We start from the raw sequence: 21,397 nt of genomic DNA, 5'->3' as shown, positions 1-21,397 counted from the left end.
ACGATTCGCTCTTATTTGTAAATAAGTGTTTGCATTTTATTAAATAATTTCTCTTAAAACAAGCTGAATTTTAAATATTTTTTAAAATAATTGTTTTTCATGTGATTTTGTTTATACATCTCTTTACATTTCGGCCATTCAGCTTTTTCAGACGGCCTCTTCCACCTGCAAAGTAGCATAATTCCCCACCCCTCTATACAATAACGCCTTTCTCTATTACCGGAGCCGAAACCATGACTGTCCGTACCCGTTTTGCCCCCAGCCCCACCGGTTATCTGCATATCGGCGGCGTGCGCACCGCCCTGTTTTCATGGGCGTTTGCCAGAAAACACAAAGGCGAATTTTTGTTGCGTATCGAAGACACCGATTTGGAGCGTTCTACCGCCGAATCGGTCAATATCATTCTCGACGGCATGAATTGGGTCGGCCTACACTACGACAATGCCGACAATGTGGTTTATCAAACCCGCCGTTTCGACCGCTATAAAGAAGTGATTGCCGAGCTGCTCGAAAAAGGCCACGCCTACCATTGTTATTGCAGCAAAGAAGAGCTGGAAGCCATGCGCGAAAAAGCTGAAAAAGAAGGCACGGCCACTTACGACCGCCGCTGGCGGCCCGAAGCCGGCAAAACCCTGCCGCCCGTACCCGAAGGCGTGGAGCCGGTGGTGCGTTTCAAAACCCCGATTGACGGCACGACCACATGGAACGATTTGGTCAAAGGCGAAATCAGCATTCCCAACGAAGCCTTGGACGACTTAATCATCGCCCGCGCCGACGGCACGCCCACCTATAATTTCTGCGTGGTGGTGGACGATTACGATATGGGCGTTACCCACGTCATCCGCGGCGACGACCATGTGAACAATACGCCCAAGCAAATCAATATTTTAAAAGCAATGGGTGCCACCCTGCCCGAATACGCGCATTTGCCGATGATTTTGAACGAACAGGGCAAGAAAATCTCCAAGCGCAGCGGCGATACCGTGGCGATTACCGATTTCGGCGCGATGGGTATCCTGCCCGAAGCCATGCTGAACTATCTCGCCCGTTTGGGTTGGGCGCACGGAGACGACGAATTTTTTACCATGAAGCAGTTTGTCGAATGGTTTGATTTGAAAGACGTTTCCCCGTCGCCCAGCCGCATGGATTTGAAAAAGCTCTACTGGATTAACGGCGAACACATCAAAACCACACCCAATGAAGAGTTGGCAGCCTTGATTAAACCGCGTTTGGCTGTGCGCGGAGTGGACGCAGCCGACAAGCCTGCTTTGGAAGAAGTGTTGGCTTTGGTGAAAGACCGCGCCCAAGACTTGAACACTTTGGCCGACGAATGCGTTTATTTCTACCAAAAAGGCACGCCTGCCGAAGCCGACGTGCAGAAACATTGGGACGAAGACGCACTTGCCCGCATGTTGCGTTTCGCCGAAAAACTCGAAGGCTTGAGCGATTGGAATGCCGAAGCCATCCACGATTTGTTCAAACCTTTCTGCGAAGCCGAAGGCATCAAAATGGGCAAACTCGGCATGCCGCTGCGTTTGGCCGTGTGCGGCACCGCCAAAACCCCGAGCGTGGACGCGGTGTTGGCCTTAATCGGCAAAGAAGAAGTATTGAAGCGGATTCGCAGTTAATCCGCCATCTGCAAACAAGAAGGCCGTCTGAAAAGTTTTCAGACGGCCTTCTTGTTTTTTACTTAGAAATAATTAGAAACTGAAATAAAACATACTCTTCGCTAAAAACACGATCAAAATCATGTGTATCAACACGGCGGCGTGTATGTATTTCGACCAGCCCGCCGTAAGCGTGCCGCGGCGCATTTTGGTAACGGCAATCAGAAAATGCACCAACACGCCGAATGCCAACAGCACTTTCAAAGTCAACTGTGTATTAAAAGGCGCGCCGAAAGGGTCGGCAAACGCAGCGGCGTAGCGGTGCGCCATCGCCAACCCTGAAAGAAACACGCCGCCAACAATCCACGGCATCACGCGCACGGCGCGGTGGGAAATAGCCTTCTCCACTTCGCGCCTTGCCTCGCGCGACACACGTTTGCTGTGCATTACCGAAAGCACCAGCGTTTCAAAAAACACCCCGCCTACAAAAGCAACCGCACAGAATAAATGTATGATATGAGCAACAGAATAAGCGTTCATAAAATAGGCTTTCACAATCTTTCTCAGTTTTAATACTCTTTACGCCCGCAAATATACCATTATCCGCATCCTGTGCCATACTGCGCGTGCATCAACAGGAGGCTTAGCCGTTCGGCATCTGCCGCAGGCCGCAAGACTCCCGCAATACAAACGACTCTTTTTAGGAGGACATTATGAAATCAACTATCGTAAAAATGATTGCTTTGGTTGCCGTTGCCGGTTCGCTGACCGCTTGTGAAAGCATGTCGCGCACGCAACGCAACACCGCCACCGGCGCCGTAATCGGCGGCGTGGCCGGCAACCTGATTGGCGGCGACACCGGCTCGACTTTGGGCGGAGCTGCACTGGGCGGCGTAATCGGCAGCCAAATCGACCGATAAATATTGAATTTGAACAATATGTAATCAATTGGTTTCCCAGCCATGCGAAAGCCGTCTGAAAATGATTTCAGACGGCTTTTTTAATTAGGGGCTGGCACGACTGGGTGTTAAAAGCTTGAGGCCGTCTGAACCGTTTTCAGACGGCCTCTACCATACGCTCGACAATTCTGCTGCTGGCGCCTCGGTTTTGCGCCACAAACGCCTCGGCAGCCTGTGTATAAGGCAAACGCAACGACGGCTCCGACAGCCATTTCGACGCGGTGTATTGCCATTCCTGCGCGCTGAATATCTGCTTGGCCGCGCCCACTTCCACCGCGCCTTTACACGCGGCGGCAAAATTGTAGGTGGAAGGGCCAAACAGGGTGGGAATGCCGCAGGCGACGGGTTCGATAATATTCTGGCAGCCCGTATCCACCAAACTGCCGCCGACAAAAGCCACATCCGCCGCCAGATAATAGGCGAGCATTTCACCCATGCTGTCGCCAATCCACACCTGCGTATCCGGTGCGATTTCGCTTTCATCGCTGCGTTTTTGCGTTTTGAAACCTAAGCTTACCGCTGTGTCGTAAGCCGTCTGAAAACGCTCGGGATGGCGCGGCACCAACACCAGCAAAGCATCGCCGTGGTAAGCGCGCCAAGCGGAAAGCAGCAGCTCGGCCTCGTCCGTGCCCTTATATTCGCGCGTGCTGGCGCACACCACCACGGGGCGTGTGCCGATAAGACTGCGGAAAAAAGCCGCTTTTTCGTGCATCGCATCGGTGGGCGTGATGTCGTATTTGGTATTGCCGCACACATGCACGTTTGATGCACCGATCAGATGCAGGCGCTCGGCATCGGCTGCCGTTTGGGCATAACAGCCGCGCAGGGTCTGCATGGCCGGCTCAACCAATGTGCGGACTTTCAAATAGCCGTTTTGCGATTTTTCCGACAAGCGCGCATTCGCCAAAAACAGCGGCACACCCGCTTCGGCGCAACCGTGCATCAGATTCGGCCAAATTTCCGTTTCCATCAAAATCCCGAAGCGCGGGCGGTGTTCGCGTAAAAACTGCGCCACATATTCCGGCTTATCGTAAGGCAGGTAGCGGCATTGCGCGTCGGGATACAGCGCTTCTGCCGTCGCCCGACCCGTCGGCGTCATCTGCGTAATCAGCAGGGGCGCATCGGGGAAATGTTTGCGTAACTCCCGAATCAGGGGCTGGGCGGCGCGGGTTTCGCCCACCGATACCGCATGCACCCACACCGGCTGCTGCACCGGATTCACCATCGCTCCGCCGAAACGCTCGCTCCAATGCTCAAGATAAGCAGGCGCTTTCTCGCCGCGTTTGCGCAGATAATGGCGGATAAAATACGGGGCAACTTTCCAAAGCTGATTATAAAACCAACGTATATTCATAAACTTATCTTATTAACAGGTTGGATGGTTCGGCAACTGCCGACATTGTAGCGGATTTAAACGCCGCCAATAAAACAGAATGGCGGCCAAGCTCTTGTTTCGGCAATGCCCGCAGTTTTCAGACGGCCTCAAGCCCTAAAAACGGATGATGCCTCGTTCGCACACAAACGCATCCAGCCGGATATCGTGCGGCTCGTGCGGCAACGCATCGCACAGCTGGCAGGCAAAGCCCACGCCCACCGTCTGCGGCCGCGTGCGCCCCTTCAACGCCGCCAGCGACACATCATAATAGCCGCCGCCTTGCCCCAAACGGTAGCCCTGCCTGTCTATGCCCACCAACGGCACGCACAGCACATGCAAACGGTGCGCACGGATTTTTTTGCCGCAGAATTGCGGAATATTCAGTCGCGCACTGCCGCGTTTGCGCTCCGCCTGCGCCGCGTCGGCCTGATAAGGCGTAAACCACAAACGCAACGAATGCGGCTCGATATAAGGCAGATAAAGCTCCGCCCCGCGTGATAAGGCCGTCTGAATCAAACCGTCCAAACGCATTTCACTGCCCACCGGCCAATAAATCCCGATACGGCTGCCGCGACGGATAAAACTTTTTAAATAACGGTTGGCCGCACGCGTGGCCGCAATACGCTCTTTTTCAGGCAACGCCGCACGGGCGCGGCGGAACCGGCGGCGCAGCTCGGATTTCGCAACAAGGTTCGGCATTTCAGACGGCCTCTCAACAGCAAATATCAACAGCCGGAGATTTGACTACATACCCGCCTGAAATTCAAGCCGAAACCTTTGCAAAACCCTCAGATACGGATGCAGTTCAAGGCGCAGCAGCGCAGCGAGTGCAGACATATCACACGATAGGCAAACATCAGGCAGAGCACAACACAGAAATGCACCGCAGATGAGGGTTCTGCAAAGGTCTCAGGCCGTCTGTTTCAGATTAACCAAAGATTCCCGCACCCGCCACTGCGCTCGACCTATCCCGTTAAATTTGACGGCTCAAAACAACAGAAGGCCGTCTGAAAAACCCAACTTGCCCTTCCTCCGTTGACCGAAACAGCCGACGCACAAAAGCACAATCCAGTTTTCAGACGGCCTGACAAACCGCATCTCACATGCCGTATAAAGGCTGTGTTGATTCAAACGCTTATTTTCTTGCGTTAGGCTGTTTTCTGCCGCCGAAGCCGATATCCGCCGCCTTACCATCAATCAGGAAGTTTGCCTTACCTGCAATTTCATCGGTTTCATTACCCTTCTTACCAAAAAAACCCAATTGATAAGAACCGACAACCTTGTCTTTTTCAGCCACGGCTTCCCCTTTGATACCGGCTTTAGCCATAAAGCCATTATTCGGTGTAAATGCCTCAATGCGGCTTTCTTTGAGATTAATAGTGCCCGTGCTGGCTATACCGGTAATAGAACCCGAGCCAACATTCTTATCAAAATCCACATGATAGGTCAGACTGCCTTGCTCATTCTTGCCCGTAAATGCCCTTCCCGCATAGAGAAACGAACCTTTTTGCGCTTTTACCGTTTCGAGATCGTTAGCAATACCCTGCACGGCCAATACCTTGGTTGAACCCTTAGAATCGGTATCGGCACCCGTTACATTTTCCACATGAGCCGCCAAAACCACCGAATAATTGTTTTTATAAATACGCGCCGTGCCTGCTTCTTTAAACTGAACGGCGCGCCCGTCTTTCACCACCTCGCCTGTTTTTTCAAAATTCTGGTCAATTACCGTATTTTGAGGCAGCTTCACAATATCAATCTCATTGCCGGCGCGGTATTCCTTGCCACCCAGTTTCAACGTCACATTTTTTTGCGTATTCGTGCTGCTCAAATCGGGCGTAACAATGGCATGATAGTGGCCGTTTCTTTCAGACGGCTGAATAGAATCAAGCGCATCATTAATCGCCCCGCAGGCAGAAAGTGCTAAAGATGCGGCACTTGCCAAAACCAAAGTATTAAACGTTTTCATGATAATGTTTCCTTCTATTAGTTGTCTTTAAGCAGAACCGAATGCCTGTTTCTGCTCATCAATCTGCTGTATCACACACATCATTCAATGATTAATCAGTTTACAAATCCGATACCCTATATGCAAGACGGCAGGCATAAATATTGAATACATGTTGCGTATTGTCAATAAAACCTGCTATTAAAGTACACCGATGTGTAAGAAAACGCTTTTGAATGGCGTCTATTCAAGATTTGTGCCAATAAAAAGTCGGGCAAGGATGCCCGACCTACGGTTTTTAAGACGGCCTTTTGTTGGCCGGATTGGTAATTTTATCCAACAGATTGATGATCTTATCCGAACCCAAGTCTTCTTCTTTACCATCTAACGGTTGAGAATAATCTTGTCCTATCTGCTCCGACAGCAAGCGGTTGCGGATTTGGGTAAAGGTTTCCTGCACATATTCGTTGGCTTTTTGAGTATCACCCATACTCGCAGCTGCGTGTTGTGAGGCTTCGAGCAAGCCGCTGTATAGCTCGATTTGATGTTTCATGGCAGAAAAATAGCGGACTTCGTTAAGTAGGGCTTTTTGATGACGCAGTAGTGTGGTGGCAATCAACATCAAGGTAAGAATAGGGAAAGTATAGAAAACGATATGCCAATTGTTATCGGGTAATTTACCACTAAGCCAAATGTATACGGGAATGATAAATAATGCCAACGCAACAAAGGCGAGCACAACTTTGGCAATTTTTCCCAATTCTTTAGCAGATTGACGATTGCTTTGTATCTGTATATCTGTATTTTTTAATGCGTTTTCCAATGATTCTTTAGCATCGTTAATTCGGCCACTCAATTCGTTTTTTAATTGCTCATTTTGATCTTTTAACTGTTGTAACATTTTTTCAGTTTGCTGTTTGCTTAATTGCAATGATTCAATTTGTTTGTTTAATTTTTCTATTTGTTCCTTATTACTTCCGTCTGATTTTTGAACTAGTGCAAGTTCATTTTGCAAGTTTTGGATTTGTTGATCTTGGTAATGAAGGTTTTGTGTTAATAAAGATATATCATGAACAGCAGGTATCCCTAAAGAAATAGCTTCGCTTACAGAACTCCCAAAGTAAGCATCTAGAAACTTAGCAGCATTACGATTTGTTCCTTGTAAATTAGCTCCTTCGAGGTTAGCTAATTCAAAGCTTGCACCTTCAAGATTAGCTCCTCTAAGATCAGCACCCTCAAGCTTTGCGCTTCTCAGATACGCATTCCTGAGGTTGGACTCTCTCAGAGTTGCCCCTTCAAACTTCACATACCCAAGATATGAATCTTCAAGATTGGCCGACAAAAGATTAGCTCTTTCAAGAATAGCATCACCAAGATCAACTCCTTTTAAATTGGCTTTCTCAAGATTAGCCTCCATCAAATTAGTTGATATAAGAGCAGCTTTTTCCAAGTTAGCTTCTACAAGATTAACTCCTATCAAATTAGCAGATAGGCAAAGAGCCTCTTTAAGATTAACCCCTTTAAGGTTAGCACCTTCAAGATTTTTCCCAGATAAATCTGCCCGCTTTCCCTCATTTCCATCACTATCAAGCCATAGTTCATGCTCTTCAAGAATTTTCTGTATTTCTTCTGGTGTTAATTTTTCTTCCATTTCGTTTTCCTACGCGAAAGCTTTTAAAATAAATATTGCTATTAAAATCAGAACAGTATTTGCAAATATAAATTTAAAAAAACTGCCCAAATTGATTAAAGGTAAATGATAAATTTTTGAGAATAAAGAATTTTTATCATATTGCGTCGCCAATATTTTCTTTCTGTTTTCGGAATCATATAGCAAAATTATAAATAGTGAATGAGCAAAATATATCAGCAATATGATTATCCAAACTAATATCAATATTGCAGAGAAAAAGAATAAAAAGCTAACCATAAATTGACTATCCTACCCACATCAATCACATTAGAGGCCGTCTGAAAACAGCACATCAAACTCCCAAACTGCCTATATCTTTTCAGACGGCATCGAGTAGGTCGGATACTCGTATCCGACAATCTGCCCAAACTTCCCGCAACGCCCCACAACGTCGGATTCAAGAATCCGACCTACATCATTCGTATCTGAGGCCGTCTGAAAAACAGCGCATCAAACTTCCCAACTGCCTATATCTTTTTCAGACGGCATCGAGTAGGTCGGATACTCGTATCCGACAATCTGCCCAAACTTCCCGCAACTTCCCACAATGTCGGATTCAAGAATCCGACCTACATCATTCGTATCTGAGGCTGCCTGAAAAACAGCGCATCAAACTTCCCAACTGCCTATATCTCTTTCAGACGGCATCGAGTAGGTCGGATACTCGTATCCGACAATCCGCCCAAACTTCCCGCAACTCCCCACAACGTCGGATTCAAGAATCCGACCTACATCATTCGTATCTGAGGCCGTCTGAAAAACAGCGCGTCAAACTTCCCAACTGCCTATATCTCTTTCAGACGGCATTGGGTAGGTCGGATACTCGTATCCGACAATCTGCCCAAACTTCCCGCAACTTCCCACAATGTCGGATTCAAGAATCCGACCTACATCATTCGTATCTGAGGCTGCCTGAAAAACAGCGCATCAAACTTCCCAACTGCCTATATCTCTTTCAGACGGCATCGAGTAGGTCGGATACTCGTATCCGACAATCCGCCCAAACTTCCCGCAACTCCCCACAACGTCGGATTCAAGAATCCGACCTACATCATTCGTATCTGAGGCCGTCTGAAAAACAGCGCGTCAAACTTCCCAACTGCCTATATCTCTTTCAGACGGCATTGGGTAGGTCGGATACTCGTATCCGACAATCTGCCCAAACTTCCCGCAACTTCCCACAATGTCGGATTAAAGAATCCAACATTCATCATTCGTATCTGAGGCCGTCTGAAAAACAGCGCGTCAAATCTCCCAACTGCCTATATCTCTTTCAGACGGCCTTTTTTTCAGACGGCCTCGAGCTTGGCAAACTTGGTATCCAGTTCTTTAATCCCTTCTTTTCCGAAATTGACGGTAAGCCGTGCGGATTCGCCTTTGTTGACGGCCTCGATGATTACGCCGGTGCCGAATTTGGCGTGGCGCACGTTTTGGCCGATGCGGAAGCCTGCGTATTCTTGCGGCAGGTCGTAGTGTTCGACGGCTGTGCGGTTTTTGGTTTTGGGTATGTCGGTGAAGCTGTTGAAGCGTTTGGGCGGGGGCGAGAGGCGGTGCAGCACTTCTTCGGGGATTTCTTCGACGAAGCGGGAGACGATGCCGAAGTGGGTTTGGCCGTGCAGCAGGCGTTGTTGGGACATGCTGATATAGAGGCGTTTTTTGGCGCGGGTGATGGCGACGTACATGAGGCGGCGTTCTTCTTCGAGGCCGCCGCGTTCGGCGAGGCTGTATTCGCTGGGGAAGAGGCCTTCTTCCATGCCGGTGAGGAATACGGTGTCGAACTCCAGCCCTTTGGCGGCGTGCACGGTCATCATTTGCAGGGCTTCTTCGCCTTCGCCGGCTTGGTTTTCGCCGGATTCGAGGGCGGCGTTGCTTAAGAAGGCGAGGATGGGGAAGAGCGGGTTTTCGGCGGCGTTTTCGGGCAGGATTTCGAAGTTGCTTTCAGACGGCCTGAAGGCGACGGCGGCGTTGACGAGTTCGTCGAGGTTGTCGAGGCGGTCTTGGTGGTCGCCTTTTTGGGTTTGGTAGTATTCGACGAGACCGCTGTCGCGGGTGATGCCGAGCATCATTTCTTGCAGGGATACGTTGGGAGCTTGGGCTTGGAGGTTTTCTATCAGGCGCACGAAGGCGGCGACTTTGGTGGCTTTTGCGCCCATGCCGCAGGCGGCCTGCCATAGGGAGATGCCTTGTTCGGCGGCTGCGGCTTGGATGTTTTCTATGGTGCGGGTGCCGATGCCGCGCGGGGGCATGTTGATGACGCGCAGGAGGGCGTTGTCGTCGTCGGGGTTGACGGAGAGGCGCAGGTAGGCGAGCGCGTGTTTGATTTCCTGCCGTTCGTAGAAGCGCAGGCCGCCGTAGATTTTGTAGGGGATGCCGGCGCGGAACAGGGCTTGTTCGATGATGCGCGATTGGGCGTTGCTGCGGTAGAGCACGGCCATTTGGTCGAGTGTGCGGCCTTCGCGTTGCAGGGATTTGGCTTCGTCTACGATGAATTGGGCTTCGTCGGAATCTATGGGGGCGGAGTAAAAGCGGATTTTGTCGCCGGCGGCGGCATCGGTGCGCAGGTTTTTGCCGAGGCGTTCGGCGTTGTTTTCTATCACGGCGTTGGCGGCGGTGAGGATGTTGCCGTCTGAACGGTAGTTCTGCTCGAGTTTGATGGGCGCTTCGATGTGAAACTCGTGCATGAGGGCGGTCATGTTGCCGACGTGTGCGCCGCGGAAGCGGTAGATGGATTGGTCGTCGTCGCCCACGGCAAACACGGCGGCGTGGTCGCCAGCGATGAGCTTCAGCCATGCGTATTGCAGTTTGTTGGTGTCTTGGAATTCGTCCACCAATATATGGTTGAAGCGGTTTTGGTAATGGCGGCGCAGCACTTCGTTGGCTTGCAGCATTTCGTAGCTGCGCAGCATCAGTTCGGCAAAATCGACCACGCCTTCGCGGTTGCACACTTTGTCGTATTCGGCATAGCACTCGATCATGCGCTGGGTGTGCGGGTCGGGGGCTTGCAGGGCGGAGGCGCGCAGGCCGCTTTCTTTTTGGGCGTTGATAAAGCCTTGCAAGGTGCGCGGGGCGATGATTTCTTCGGCGATGTTGAGCTGCTTGAGCAGGCGTTTGATTAAGGCGAGCTGGTCGGCACTGTCGAGAATCTGAAAAGCAGAAGGCAGCCCTGCGTCTTTGTGGTGCAGGCGCAGAAAGCGGTGGCAGAGGCCGTGAAAGGTGCCGAGCCACATGGCGCGCACGTTAACGGGCAGCATCGCGCTTAAGCGGGTTTGCATTTCTTTGGCGGCTTTGTTGGTAAAGGTAACGGCCATGATGCTGTGCACGCTTGCCTGCGAGCTTTGCAACAGCCATGCGATGCGGGTGGTAAGCACGCGGGTTTTGCCGCTGCCCGCTCCGGCAAGCACGAGGGCGGATTGCGGCGGCCAAGTTACGGCGGAAAGTTGTTCGGGATTTAAGCCTTGCAGCAAGGAAGGGGCGGATTGCTCGGGAAACATAGAAGAGGCCGTCTGAAAAAATAAAACAGGCTGTATTGTAATGGATTAGGCGGCGGCGTTTGCAAGTGTCGGTGGGAAAACGGTGGTGGGGTTTGGTGGTTTTTGGCGGGTGGATATGCAATCCGCCCCTGCGTAAACTATTGGCTGTTCGGGAGGGCTTTTGCAGAAATCTACTCGGTTTTTTTCAGACGGCCTCAAGCTTTTTAAGGCTTGCCGCCGTGTGGCTGTTAGTCCGGTTTTGCACGGTGTTCGGCCTGTGTGCTTGCATGGCTTTCGGTTGGTTACCCGCATTACAGATAAAAAAACAGCCGTTTCTTACAAAAAGAAACGGCTGTTTGTAAACGAAGTGCTGCGAGCAATGCAATCTAGTATGAAAAGGATTTTTCAGACGGCCTGCTGCGGCTCGATAAATGTCACGCCGTTCAGCTGAGATGCCAAAATAGCGCTGCGCAGGGCTGAAAGGGCTTTCGGGCGGACAAAGTTGCGGCGGTAAGCCAACACCACACGGCGCTTCGGTGCTTCGCCTGCAAACGGGATAATGCTGAAAAGCATGTGGTCGTTTTCAGTCAGTGCGGTGGCCGGCAATACGCTGATGCTCAAGCCGCTGGCAACCATGTGGCGGATGGTGTTGATGGAGCTGCCCTGCAAGGTGTTGGTCAGCCCCTGTATTTTCTGCCGCGAAGCCAGTTCCGAGCAGCTTGCCAGCACTTGATCGCGCATACAGTTGCCTTCTGTGAGCAGCAATACTTGTTCTTTGCTCAACATTTCGGGCGTCACGGTATCCAACTCTTCAAAGTGATGCCCTTTAGGAACAATCACGAAGAAAGGTTCGTCGTACAGCGGCTCGGTAATGATGCCCGGCTCTTGGTAAGGCTCCGCCACAACAATGGCGTCCAAATCGCCGCGTTTGAGTGATTCGGTGAGAATTTGTGTGTAATTCTCTTCCAGCATCAAGGGCATGTGGGGCGCGGTATTGCGCAGTGACACAATCAGCTTGGGCAAAAGATAGGGGGCTACGGTAAAAATCAGGCCGAGTTTGAATGCGCCTTCCAGCTCGTTTTGCTCTTCGTTGGCAAGGTGTTTGATCAGCTCGGCTTCTTCCAACACGCGGCGGGCTTGGGCAATGATGCGCTCGCCCGCTTCGGTGGTGATGATGTCGTTGCTGCTCCGATCAAACAGCGATACGGCCAACTCTTCTTCCAGCTTTTTGATGGCAATGGAAAGAGTGGGCTGGCTCACGAAGCAGCGGCGGGCGGCGCGCCCGAAATGGCGCTCCTGAGCCACTGCAACAATGTAACGCAATTCGGTTAAGGTCATAGCTTATTCGGCCTTTTTTTGCTCCGGCAGGGTGATATTCAACTCAAGCACGTCCATACCGTTTTGTTTTTCCTGAGAAATACGGATATCGTCCAATGATACGTGAACGTATTTTGACAACACATCCAGCAGCTCTTTCTGCAAGGTAGGCAGATAGTCGGGAGCCTGCTCTTTGGCACGCTCTTGGGCAATGATGATTTGCAGGCGGTCGCGAGCTACGGCTGCAGTTTTGGGTTTTCTGCCAAACAGTAAATCGATTAGCGACATGGCTTAACCTCCGAACAAACGCTTGAAGAAGCCTTTTTTCTCGGCTGCTAAGAAGCGCATTTCGCGGTTTTCGCCAAGCAAACGCGAAACCACATCTTTATAGGCTTCGGCTGCTGCCACATCGTCTTGATGGATTACCGGCGCACCGGCGTTGGATGCCTGCAAGACGTTTTGAGATTCGGGAATCACGCCGATCAACGGAATGCGCAAAATGTCGCAAATATCCTGTACCGACAGCATTTCGCCTTTATCGACGCGCTCGGGTGAGTAGCGGGTAATCAGCAGGTGCTCTTTAACCACTTCGCCTTTCTCGGCTTTTTGGCTCTTGCTTTGCAGAATGCCCAAAATGCGGTCGGAGTCGCGCACGCTGGATACTTCGGGATTGGTGGTGATGATGGCTTCGTCGGCATAATACAGTGCCATCAGCGCACCTTGTTCGATACCTGCGGGTGAGTCGCAGATAACGTATTCGAAGTTCATGTCGTCGGTCAGCTCTTTCAGCACTTTGCCCACGCCTTCGCGGTTTAACGCGTCTTTATCGCGGGTTTGGGAAGCCGGCAGAATGTACAAATCGTCGCAATGTTTGTCTTTAATCAGCGCTTGGGTCAAAGAAGCTTCGCCTTGGATGACGTTGATCAGGTCGTACACAACGCGGCGCTCGCAGCCCATAATCAAATCGAGGTTACGCAAGCCGACGTCGAAGTCGATAACGGCGGTTTTATGGCCACGAAGCGCCAAACCGGAGGCAATGCTGGCACTGGTAGTAGTTTTGCCTACGCCGCCTTTGCCTGAAGTTACTACAATAATTTTTGCCACGATGTTTCCTTTTTAAAATCAAAAAACGGTTATTGACCGTCTATGGCGCTGATGACCAGACGGTTGTCTTGAAGCGATACCTGCACGGCTTTTTTGTTGAGGTGGTCGGGCAGGCTTTGATCAAAGTTGCGGTAAATACCGGCCACCGATACCAACTCGGCCTGCATGGAATGGATAAAGATCCGTGCGTCGCGGTTGCCGGTTGCTCCGGCCAACGCGCGTCCGCGCATGGTGCCGTACACATGGATGTTGCCGTCGGCAATAATTTCCGCACCTTCGTTAACGATGCCGGTCACAATCAAATCGGCGTTTTCGGCATACACTTGCTGACCGGTGCGGATGGGGGTGTTGATCAATACGGTGGGTTTGCTGATTACGGTAGCCTGTACGGATTCGGCTGCAGACGCTGCCGGTGCGGCAGATGCTGCGGGCTTGGCTTGGGTTTCAGCCGGTTTGCTGTCGTTGCGGCTGAATGCCAAATGATAGGCTTTGGCATGCGGCGCCCAAGCTTCGTTTTCATGGCGCAACCCGATAATCTGCAAACCATAGCGTGCAAAAAGCGACACAACGCCGGCGATACTCAATTCGCCGGGGCTGCTGAATTCTTGCAGGTCTAATAAAAACAGCATGCTGTCGAGCTCTTTATGCTGGCTCACGCGCTGCTGTAAAAAATCTTCCAATTCCCCTAAATCTGCAGTATGCAGCTGCACGGAAAGCACGTCGAGACGTGCTGATTTAACTTCAAAAGCTGGTTTCATTTTAGTAAGACAGTCATAAAAAAATTTAATGGTTATAAGTTTACCGTGTTAATCTTAGCTATTCAATCTGTTAAGGCCGTCTGAAATGAAAAAAAGCTTCCATATTATCGGTGCGGGGCGTGTAGGCCGCACTTTTGCCGCCGTACTCTCGCAAAGCGGTCAATGGCAGCCTGTTGCAATCGTTTCCCGCCGCGGGATGGTTGCTTTGGCAGACTGCAAAAGTGTCGGCATAGTTCCCCGTATCGGAGACTTGCCGCCGGCCGATGTGATATTGGTGTGCACGCCGGATAATATATTGGAGGAAGCCGCCGCAGACATCGCCGAATTAGCGTGGCTGAACCCGGAAACGGTAGTCGTACATTTCAGCGGTGCGAAAACAATAGGGGTATTGGATGCCGTTGTCAAATGCGGAGCGACAGTCGGCAGTTTACACCCCGTTTTTGCGTTTGCAGACGTGGAAAAATCGATACGCTCGTTGCGCGGAAGCTTGTGTGCGCTGGAGGCTGAAAGTAGCAAGGCGATGGCGGTACTGCATGATTTGGCGGATGCGGCGGGCCTGAAAGCATTTACGCTGCCGTCTGAACACAAAGCCCGCTACCATGCGGCTTTGTCGGCGGCATCGAATTTTTCGGTTACTTTGGCAGCTTTTGCCCAAAACCTTCTCGCACCGTTGAATTTGCCGGAACAGCTTACCCGCGACTTAGTGTGCGGATTAATGCGGCAAAGTGTGGATAATCTTTCCGGCCTGCCCGCTACGGAGGCGCTCACCGGCCCGATTGTGCGTGGCGACGACTCTACTGTTTCAGCGCATTTGCACAGCATGGATAAGCAGGAGCAAGCTCTGTATCGTGCATTGGCTTCAGCTACGCTTGAGCTGGCTACGGCGCGGTTGGATGAACAAAGCATGGTGAAGTTGGCAGCTTTATTAGGGAATCAACATCATGCCGATTAATCACCATCCCATCTGACAATGAAGCAAAGCTTAACGCGCCCATACCCTGTTCTAAAAACATTCATTCTATAAATCTTCTTTAGGATTCAGATTCACGACCTGCGTAATTTCCTGTCTGCATTACCAATCAACTGCCAATCTCAACCGCGCAACCCGCCCGATGTTCCTCCACAAAGATTTCCCTATGCTAGAATGAAAATGTCTTAATTATTTCATTACGTTAGGAATATTATGGTTGAACATCCTTCTGTCGGTACGCCCTTGTTTTACGGCGTATTTTTTGCGGCCGTATTTATTATGATTGCCATCGATATGATGTCGCTCAGAAAAAGCGGTGCGCATAAAGTCAGCGTAAAAGAGGCGCTGGCGTGGTCTGGCGTTTGGGTAGCGGTATCTTGCCTATTTGCCGGCTGGCTGTATTTCGAGCTGGCGGGGAATCCCGTTTACGGTCATGCGGTGGCCAAGCAAAAAGTGTTGGAATACTTTACCGGCTATATTTTGGAAAAATCGTTGGCGGTAGATAATATTTTTGTGTTTTTAATGATTTTTTCTTATTTCAAAGTCCAACCCCAATACCAGCACCGCGTGCTTCTTTACGGCGTTTTCGGGGCGATTGTGCTACGCATGATCATGATTTTTATCGGTGCGGTACTGGTCAGCAAGTTTGAAGCAGTACTGTATCTTTTCGGTGCTTTTCTTTTATACACGGGCATCAAAATGATCAGATCGGGCGGAGAAGACGAGCATGAAGATTTGTCGCAAAACAAAATGCTCAATTGGATCAAAGGCCATATTCCGGTCAGCCATCAATTCGACGGCGAGAAGTTTTTTACGGTTGAAAACGGCAAGCGCATTGCCACGCCGATGCTGTTGGTACTGATCATGATTGAGATGAGCGATGTGATTTTTGCGGTAGACAGTATTCCCGCCATTTTCGCTGTAACCACCGATCCGTTCATCGTGCTGACTTCGAATATTTTCGCCATACTCGGCTTGCGTGCCATGTATTTTCTGCTGGCAGACATTGCCGACCGCTTTATCTTTCTGAAATTCGGCTTGGCTTTTGTATTGAGCTTTATCGGTATCAAAATGCTGATTATGTATTTCAACATCCATATTCCTGTGGGCGTGTCGCTGGCCGTCGTATTCGGAGCATTGGGGGTGTCGATACTGATTTCTCTGATGTACAACCGCAGAAAAATGGATTAATTGGTTTTCCGCCCTTTAATCAAGTCAAAAAAGGCAGATGTTTGATACATCTGCCTTTTTTCTATAACTTGCATTGTGCTTTCTCAATAAGGCTCTACCGCAATCGTTTACCTGTGTCTGCATCGACAATACGGCTGGGCGATTTCAAACCACCGGTACGCCCGCCGACCACCCACACTTTACGCCCGAACTGCCTGCGTACTTCGCGCTCGCTTTTGCAGGGTCGGCCACCCGAACGGTTGCATGACGTAGATACCAACGGAGTTGAGAGCATGGTGCAAAGCTGCCGTGCCGGATGATGCGCCGGAACACGCACGGCCAGTTTTTTGCGCCCTTTGCCGCGCAATAATACCGGCGGCTTTCGGCAAGGAAGCAGAAAGGTTGTTGGTGCGGGCCACTCGTTATCCAGCATGGCGGCCACTTTTTCAGACGGCCTCTCCAGCAAAGGCAAAAGCTGCTGCAAATTACTGCCGATAACTATCATACCTTTGTTTTGAGGGCGTTTTTTTAATCGAATCAGCTTTTTCAATGCGGAAGGATATTGCGGCAGGCAGCCGATACCGTAGCAGGATTCGGTAGGATAGGCTATTAATCCGCCGCGCTTCAAATGCGCATTCAGCCTTTTTAGTGCTGATGCGGAAAGTATGCGGGAATATTTCATCATGTCGGGATTATCCTAGAAGCCTCTTCAGGTAAGTAAGAGGCCGTCTGAATTTTCAGACGGCCTTTCGTGTTTAAGCTGCCCAGATTGCCGTATCTGTATTGAGACAAGCATACAGAATGGCAATGCCTTCACTTATGCTCGGCTGCTGTTTGCTGCCAAGCTTTAGCGTTTGATGGCTTTGTCGGCAATATCTTGGCGGTATTGCATGCCCTCAAAACGGATAGGTTCAAGTGCTTGATATGCTTTGGCTTTTGCTGCCGCCACATCGGAACCCAAACCGACCACGCATAACACGCGCCCGCCATTGGTCACAATATTGCCTTTTCCATCTTCTGCCGTACCGGCATGAAACACTTTGCCGATTTGGTTCGCAGCGTCCAGGCCGCTGATGACGTCGCCTTTTTTCGGCGTTTCAGGATAGTTTTCCGCAGCCAACACCACGCCGACTGCCGTTTGTTCATTCCATTCCGCCACAGCGGTATCCAGTTTGCCGTCAATCGCTTGATCGACCAACGCAACCAAATCGCTGTTGAGGCGGCTCATAATCGGTTGGGTTTCAGGGTCGCCAAAGCGGCAGTTAAACTCAATGGTAAACGGAGCGCCGCTTTGGTCTATCATCAAGCCGGCATACAAAAACCCTGTAAATTCATGACCTTCTGCTTTCATACCGGCCACAGTAGGCAGGATAATTTCATTCATAGCGCGCCGGTAAACTTCCGGCGTAACAACCGGAGCCGGGCTGTATGCTCCCATGCCGCCGGTGTTAGGGCCTTGGTCATTGTCGAGCAAACGTTTGTGGTCTTGGCTGGTCGCCATCGGCAACACATTTTCTCCGTCCACCATCACAATAAAGCTGGCTTCCTCGCCTTGCAGAAAATCTTCAATCACCACGCGGGCGCCGGCATTGCCCATTTTATTGCCCAGCAACATATCATCAATCGCGGCGTGTGCTTCGTCTTCGGTCATCGCCACGATAACGCCTTTGCCGGCAGCCAAACCGTCGGCTTTAATCACAATAGGCGCGCCTTTTTCCTGCACATATTGATGGGCTTTTTGAGCATCTTCAAAGGTTTGGTAACCGGCAGTAGGAATGCCGTATTTGGCCATAAAGGCTTTGGCAAAATCTTTGGAACTTTCCAGCTGTGCTGCATAACGGGTAGGACCGAAAATCCTCAAACCGGCAGCACGAAAATCATCTACGATGCCTGCGGCCAGCGGTGCTTCGGGGCCGACCAAGGTAAAAAAGATATTTTCCCGTTTGCAAAAATCAATCAAATCGGCATGGGCGCTTAATGCCAAATTCTGCAATTTCGGTTCGGTAGCCGTACCGGCGTTGCCCGGAGCGACGAATACGGTTTCCACATTGGGGTTTTGTGCCAATTTCCACGCCAGCGCATGTTCGCGCCCGCCGCTACCGATAACGAGTAATTTCATGTTGTTTCCTTGATTAACACTTGTTTGCAGGCATAAATGAAGCATGGAATTATAGCTGATTTTGATGCAGCCCGACAGCTTAAGATGGCGATAACATCTTCATTTTCTAAGATTTATGCTGCATTCTCCCAGCCTTGAACGCAGATAGAAAATAATTGAGGTTTAGTATCTCAATCCGGCATTTGGCTCATCAAATCAAGCCGCAATATTTTGCAGGCATTTAAGACATATCTTGCGCAAGCTCAGTTTGCACATCAATAGCCCGTGTATGCTGCCAAGCGGAGACACAAGCATCGTAATGAGCCAAAGGTATCCGAATCGTTAAACGGCAATCCAACTGCAAATCTTGAGCCACAACTTCCGCGTGATGCTGCTTGGCGATTCGGATGGCGTCATTCAAATGCGGATAATCACAGCGCAGCCACACTGTTTTTTCGATATTTTTTTCAACCACTTCTGCAACTTGCAACGCTTCCGCAGCCGCAGTTTTGTAGGCATGAATCAATCCCGGCACACCCAAAAGCGTGCCGCCGAAATAACGCACCACCACAATCAACACATCGGTTAAGCCTGCCGAATCAATCTGCCCTAAAATCGGCCTTCCGGCACTACCTGAAGGTTCGCCGTCATCGTTGGCACGAAATTGATTGCCGTCGGTTCCCAAACGGTAGGCATAACACCAGTGCCGCGCCTTATGATGGGCTTCGCGCAGTGCGTCTACATGCGCTTTGATTTCTTCTGTGGTTCGCACAGGATAAGCAAATGCGATGAAGCGGCTGCCTTTATCTTTAAACTCAGCTTCTGCCGGAGCGGCAATGGTTTGATAAGTGGAAACTTCGCTCATTTCAGACGGCCTCTACGGCTTTTTTGACGGCTGCTACTAAAGCATCCACATCCGCTTTCCGAGTGTCAAAACTACACATCAGCCGCACCGTGCCTTCGTTGTCCCAATCATAGAAAACGAACTGCTCGTGCAGTTTATCAGCTACACCTTGCGGCAAACGGGCAAACACGCCGTTGGCTTCGGTAGGGCACACCAATTCTACTCCCTCGATCTGCGAGAGGCCGTCTGAAAGCCTCGCTGCCATTGCGTTGGCGTGCTGAGCAGAACGCAACCAAAGGCCGTCTGAAAGAAGGGCAATAAACTGGGCGGACAAAAAGCGCATTTTCGACGCAAGCTGCAAATTCAATTTGCGCAGATATTTGAGGCCGTCTGAAACTTTTTCAGGATTCAGCACAATCACACACTCGCCAAACATCAAGCCGTTTTTCGTACCGCCGAACGACACAATATCCACACCGGCATCCGTTGTGATTTCACGCAAAGACACACCCAACGACGCAGCTGCATTAGACAACCGCGCACCATCCATGTGCAGCACCATGCCTTTTTCACGGCAAGACTCGCTAATCGCGCTGATTTCAGACGGCCTATATACCGTCCCAAGCTCGGAAGATTGCGTGATGCTCACCGCCAATGGCTGGGCACGATGCTCAAATCCGTAACCGTATGCCTCTCGGGCAATCCATTCCGGCGTGAGCTTGCCGTCGGAAGTAGGAACCGTCCACAGCTTGAACCCACCCACAGCCTGCGGTGCCACACTTTCATCATGATGAACATGCGCCGTTTCCGCACATATCACCGATCCCCAACGGGGCAAACATGCCTGCAAAGCCAATACATTAGCTCCCGTACCGTTAAAAACCGGAAAAACCTGCGCGGTATCGCCGAAATGCTGCCGAATCAGCGTTTGCAGATGCTCGGTATAGGGATCATTGCCATAAGCCCTGACATGGCCTCCGTTTGCCGCAGCCAATGCTTCCATCACTTCAGGAAGCACGCCGGAATAATTGTCGGAAGCAAAGGAAATGTGATGAGGATGATGCAACGGTTTCATAACGGGCTTTCAATGAGATAAGGCCGTCTGAATTTATTCAAACGGCCTGTTTCACGTGAAACATTTAGTTTTTCAATGCAGCGGTTAATTGCGGCACGATCTCAAACAAATCGCCCACCAATCCATAATCTGCAATATTGAAAATGGGAGCATCGGGATCTTTGTTGATGGCAACAATCACTTTGCTGTCTTGCATACCGGCAATATGCTGAATCGCTCCGGAAATGCCGACGGCAATATAAAGCTGGGGAGCTACTACGGTACCGGTTTGCCCAACTTGAAGAGCATTCGGTGCGTATTCAGCATCCACCGCGGCGCGTGATGCACCTATGGCACCGCCGAGAGCATCAGCCAGCGGGGTAATCAACGCATTGAATTGCTCCGCACTGCCCAAGGCCCGACCTCCGGACACAACCACTTTGGCTTGGGTCAACTCTGGGCGGTCTGATTGTGCCAGTTTGCGGCTCACAAAACGGCTCAAATTTTGTGCAGGCGCAGCTTCAATATTCACAACTTCGGCGTTGCCGCCTTTTTCTGCCGCATCAAAAGCCGTAGCCCTGAAAGTCAAAACCAATTTATCCGCATCGCTTTGAACGGTTTCAAAAGCGTTACCTGCATAAATAGGGCGGACAAACGTTTTATTATCAACTACTTCTGTTAAATCCGAAACTTGAGGCACATCCAACAATGCGGCCACACGAGGCAAAAGGTTTTTGCCGAAAGCAGAAGCCGTTGCGCCAATGTGCTGGTAATTTTCAGCCAATTTCACAACCAGCGGAGCAAGTTCTTCAGCCAAACCTTCTGCGTAATGGGCTGCCTCCACCGATAAAACCTTAGCCACTCCTTGAATTTGCTTGGCTTCTTCCACTACCGAAACAGCGCCTTGGCCGGCCACCAAAAGATGCACGTCGCCAAGTTTAGAAGCAGCGGTAACTGCATAAAGGGTAACGGGATTTAATTGCTGATTGTTGTGTTCTGCAATAATCAAAATACTCATTTCACGTCTCCC

19 protein-coding genes and 1 pseudogene are annotated in these 21,397 nt (G+C 50.5%); 4 read left to right on the top strand and 16 right to left on the bottom strand.

Annotated features, from left to right (window positions below; translation table 11 throughout):
- Positions 1-233 precede the first annotated feature (233 nt).
- Positions 234-1,628, top strand: coding sequence for a glutamate--tRNA ligase (gltX, locus tag LVJ85_RS00480; protein ID WP_244740521.1), 1,395 nt, complete (start codon positions 234-236; stop codon positions 1,626-1,628).
- Positions 1,629-1,700: 72 nt separating this feature from the next.
- Here the strand turns inward: gltX and LVJ85_RS00475 are convergent, their stop codons facing one another.
- Complete coding sequence (locus LVJ85_RS00475; RefSeq protein WP_244740519.1) at positions 1,701-2,147, bottom strand: CopD family copper resistance protein; 447 nt, start codon at positions 2,145-2,147, stop codon at positions 1,701-1,703.
- A gap of 173 nt (positions 2,148-2,320) precedes the next feature.
- Here LVJ85_RS00475 and LVJ85_RS00470 point away from each other — a divergent pair, with 173 nt between their 5' ends.
- Positions 2,321-2,527: a glycine zipper 2TM domain-containing protein gene (locus tag LVJ85_RS00470; RefSeq protein ID WP_085364314.1), complete on the top strand. Its 207-nt coding sequence runs from the start codon at positions 2,321-2,323 to the stop codon at positions 2,525-2,527.
- Between the two features lie 136 nt (positions 2,528-2,663).
- Here LVJ85_RS00470 and waaA read toward each other — a convergent pair whose 3' ends face one another.
- From waaA to minC, 10 genes and pseudogenes are all read right to left on the bottom strand, one after another.
- A complete protein-coding gene (gene waaA, locus LVJ85_RS00465; RefSeq protein ID WP_115134076.1) occupies positions 2,664-3,920 on the bottom strand; it encodes a lipid IV(A) 3-deoxy-D-manno-octulosonic acid transferase in 1,257 nt (418 codons plus the stop codon).
- Positions 3,921-4,055: 135 nt separating this feature from the next.
- A complete protein-coding gene (locus LVJ85_RS00460; protein ID WP_244740516.1) occupies positions 4,056-4,640 on the bottom strand; it encodes a 5-formyltetrahydrofolate cyclo-ligase in 585 nt (194 codons plus the stop codon).
- A gap of 45 nt (positions 4,641-4,685) precedes the next feature.
- Positions 4,686-4,845: pseudogene (locus LVJ85_RS13420) on the bottom strand (lipoprotein signal peptidase).
- A 231-nt stretch (positions 4,846-5,076) separates the two neighbouring features.
- Entirely contained in the window at positions 5,077-5,910 is an 834-nt protein-coding gene (locus tag LVJ85_RS00455; protein WP_244740514.1) for a factor H binding family protein, read from the bottom strand.
- A 277-nt stretch (positions 5,911-6,187) separates the two neighbouring features.
- Entirely contained in the window at positions 6,188-7,540 is a 1,353-nt protein-coding gene (locus tag LVJ85_RS00450; protein ID WP_244740511.1) for a pentapeptide repeat-containing protein, read from the bottom strand.
- 1,331 nt (positions 7,541-8,871) lie between these two features.
- Positions 8,872-11,073 (bottom strand): UvrD-helicase domain-containing protein, encoded by a 2,202-nt coding sequence (locus LVJ85_RS00445; protein WP_244740509.1) that lies wholly within the window; start codon positions 11,071-11,073, stop codon positions 8,872-8,874.
- 384 nt (positions 11,074-11,457) lie between these two features.
- On the bottom strand, positions 11,458-12,390 hold the full coding sequence (locus tag LVJ85_RS00440; RefSeq protein ID WP_085364467.1) for a hydrogen peroxide-inducible genes activator: 933 nt from the start codon (positions 12,388-12,390) through the stop codon (positions 11,458-11,460).
- A gap of 3 nt (positions 12,391-12,393) precedes the next feature.
- Positions 12,394-12,657, bottom strand: a complete 264-nt coding sequence (gene minE, locus LVJ85_RS00435; RefSeq protein WP_085364468.1) for a cell division topological specificity factor MinE — start codon at positions 12,655-12,657, stop codon at positions 12,394-12,396.
- 3 nt (positions 12,658-12,660) lie between these two features.
- Positions 12,661-13,473 carry a septum site-determining protein MinD gene (minD, locus tag LVJ85_RS00430; protein ID WP_085364469.1) on the bottom strand — a complete coding sequence of 271 codons (813 nt, stop codon included), beginning with the start codon at positions 13,471-13,473 and terminating at the stop codon, positions 12,661-12,663.
- A gap of 29 nt (positions 13,474-13,502) precedes the next feature.
- Positions 13,503-14,231 carry a septum site-determining protein MinC gene (gene minC, locus LVJ85_RS00425; RefSeq protein WP_115134071.1) on the bottom strand — a complete coding sequence of 243 codons (729 nt, stop codon included), beginning with the start codon at positions 14,229-14,231 and terminating at the stop codon, positions 13,503-13,505.
- Between the two features lie 85 nt (positions 14,232-14,316).
- On the opposite strand from minC, the gene LVJ85_RS00420 reads away from it, so the two are divergent.
- Positions 14,317-15,183: a Rossmann-like and DUF2520 domain-containing protein gene (locus tag LVJ85_RS00420; protein WP_244740506.1), complete on the top strand. Its 867-nt coding sequence runs from the start codon at positions 14,317-14,319 to the stop codon at positions 15,181-15,183.
- 231 nt (positions 15,184-15,414) lie between these two features.
- The gene (locus LVJ85_RS00415) at positions 15,415-16,392 is read left to right on the top strand and encodes a TerC family protein (protein ID WP_244740504.1); all 978 of its coding nucleotides are present in this window, start codon (positions 15,415-15,417) and stop codon (positions 16,390-16,392) included.
- A gap of 94 nt (positions 16,393-16,486) precedes the next feature.
- Here the strand turns inward: LVJ85_RS00415 and LVJ85_RS00410 are convergent, their stop codons facing one another.
- The 5 genes from LVJ85_RS00410 to LVJ85_RS00390 all read right to left on the bottom strand — a co-directional run bounded on the left by LVJ85_RS00410 (position 16,487) and on the right by LVJ85_RS00390 (position 21,385).
- Positions 16,487-17,056, bottom strand: a complete 570-nt coding sequence (locus LVJ85_RS00410) for an L-threonylcarbamoyladenylate synthase (protein ID WP_244740501.1) — start codon at positions 17,054-17,056, stop codon at positions 16,487-16,489.
- 162 nt (positions 17,057-17,218) lie between these two features.
- Complete coding sequence (gene purD, locus LVJ85_RS00405) at positions 17,219-18,490, bottom strand: phosphoribosylamine--glycine ligase (protein WP_244740499.1); 1,272 nt, start codon at positions 18,488-18,490, stop codon at positions 17,219-17,221.
- A gap of 220 nt (positions 18,491-18,710) precedes the next feature.
- Entirely contained in the window at positions 18,711-19,334 is a 624-nt protein-coding gene (locus LVJ85_RS00400) for a YigZ family protein (RefSeq protein ID WP_244740497.1), read from the bottom strand.
- 1 nt (position 19,335) lies between these two features.
- The gene (locus LVJ85_RS00395) at positions 19,336-20,388 is read right to left on the bottom strand and encodes a low specificity L-threonine aldolase (protein WP_244740495.1); all 1,053 of its coding nucleotides are present in this window, start codon (positions 20,386-20,388) and stop codon (positions 19,336-19,338) included.
- Positions 20,389-20,452: 64 nt separating this feature from the next.
- Positions 20,453-21,385: an electron transfer flavoprotein subunit alpha/FixB family protein gene (locus LVJ85_RS00390; protein ID WP_244740493.1), complete on the bottom strand. Its 933-nt coding sequence runs from the start codon at positions 21,383-21,385 to the stop codon at positions 20,453-20,455.
- Positions 21,386-21,397 lie beyond the last annotated feature (12 nt).

Source organism: Neisseria sp. Dent CA1/247, assembly GCF_022870825.1.
In the GTDB taxonomy this organism is placed as follows: Bacteria; Pseudomonadota; Gammaproteobacteria; order Burkholderiales; family Neisseriaceae; genus Neisseria; species Neisseria zoodegmatis.
This window is presented reverse-complemented; position numbering and strand designations above follow the sequence as displayed.

Coding starts and splice junctions, on each gene's coding strand:
- LVJ85_RS00400 (WP_244740497.1), bottom strand. CDS start 19,334: ATGAGCGAAGTTTCCACTTATCAAACCATTGCCGCTCCGGCAGAAGCT.
- purD (WP_244740499.1), bottom strand. CDS start 18,490: ATGAAATTACTCGTTATCGGTAGCGGCGGGCGCGAACATGCGCTGGCG.
- LVJ85_RS00470 (WP_085364314.1), top strand. CDS start 2,321: ATGAAATCAACTATCGTAAAAATGATTGCTTTGGTTGCCGTTGCCGGT.
- LVJ85_RS00415 (WP_244740504.1), top strand. CDS start 15,415: ATGGTTGAACATCCTTCTGTCGGTACGCCCTTGTTTTACGGCGTATTT.
- minC (WP_115134071.1), bottom strand. CDS start 14,231: ATGAAACCAGCTTTTGAAGTTAAATCAGCACGTCTCGACGTGCTTTCC.
- LVJ85_RS00440 (WP_085364467.1), bottom strand. CDS start 12,390: ATGACCTTAACCGAATTGCGTTACATTGTTGCAGTGGCTCAGGAGCGC.
- LVJ85_RS00450 (WP_244740511.1), bottom strand. CDS start 7,540: ATGGAAGAAAAATTAACACCAGAAGAAATACAGAAAATTCTTGAAGAG.
- gltX (WP_244740521.1), top strand. CDS start 234: ATGACTGTCCGTACCCGTTTTGCCCCCAGCCCCACCGGTTATCTGCAT.
- LVJ85_RS00410 (WP_244740501.1), bottom strand. CDS start 17,056: ATGATGAAATATTCCCGCATACTTTCCGCATCAGCACTAAAAAGGCTG.
- minE (WP_085364468.1), bottom strand. CDS start 12,657: ATGTCGCTAATCGATTTACTGTTTGGCAGAAAACCCAAAACTGCAGCC.
- LVJ85_RS00445 (WP_244740509.1), bottom strand. CDS start 11,073: ATGTTTCCCGAGCAATCCGCCCCTTCCTTGCTGCAAGGCTTAAATCCC.
- LVJ85_RS00395 (WP_244740495.1), bottom strand. CDS start 20,388: ATGAAACCGTTGCATCATCCTCATCACATTTCCTTTGCTTCCGACAAT.
- LVJ85_RS00455 (WP_244740514.1), bottom strand. CDS start 5,910: ATGAAAACGTTTAATACTTTGGTTTTGGCAAGTGCCGCATCTTTAGCA.
- LVJ85_RS00390 (WP_244740493.1), bottom strand. CDS start 21,385: ATGAGTATTTTGATTATTGCAGAACACAACAATCAGCAATTAAATCCC.
- LVJ85_RS00460 (WP_244740516.1), bottom strand. CDS start 4,640: ATGCCGAACCTTGTTGCGAAATCCGAGCTGCGCCGCCGGTTCCGCCGC.
- LVJ85_RS00420 (WP_244740506.1), top strand. CDS start 14,317: ATGAAAAAAAGCTTCCATATTATCGGTGCGGGGCGTGTAGGCCGCACT.
- waaA (WP_115134076.1), bottom strand. CDS start 3,920: ATGAATATACGTTGGTTTTATAATCAGCTTTGGAAAGTTGCCCCGTAT.
- LVJ85_RS00475 (WP_244740519.1), bottom strand. CDS start 2,147: ATGAACGCTTATTCTGTTGCTCATATCATACATTTATTCTGTGCGGTT.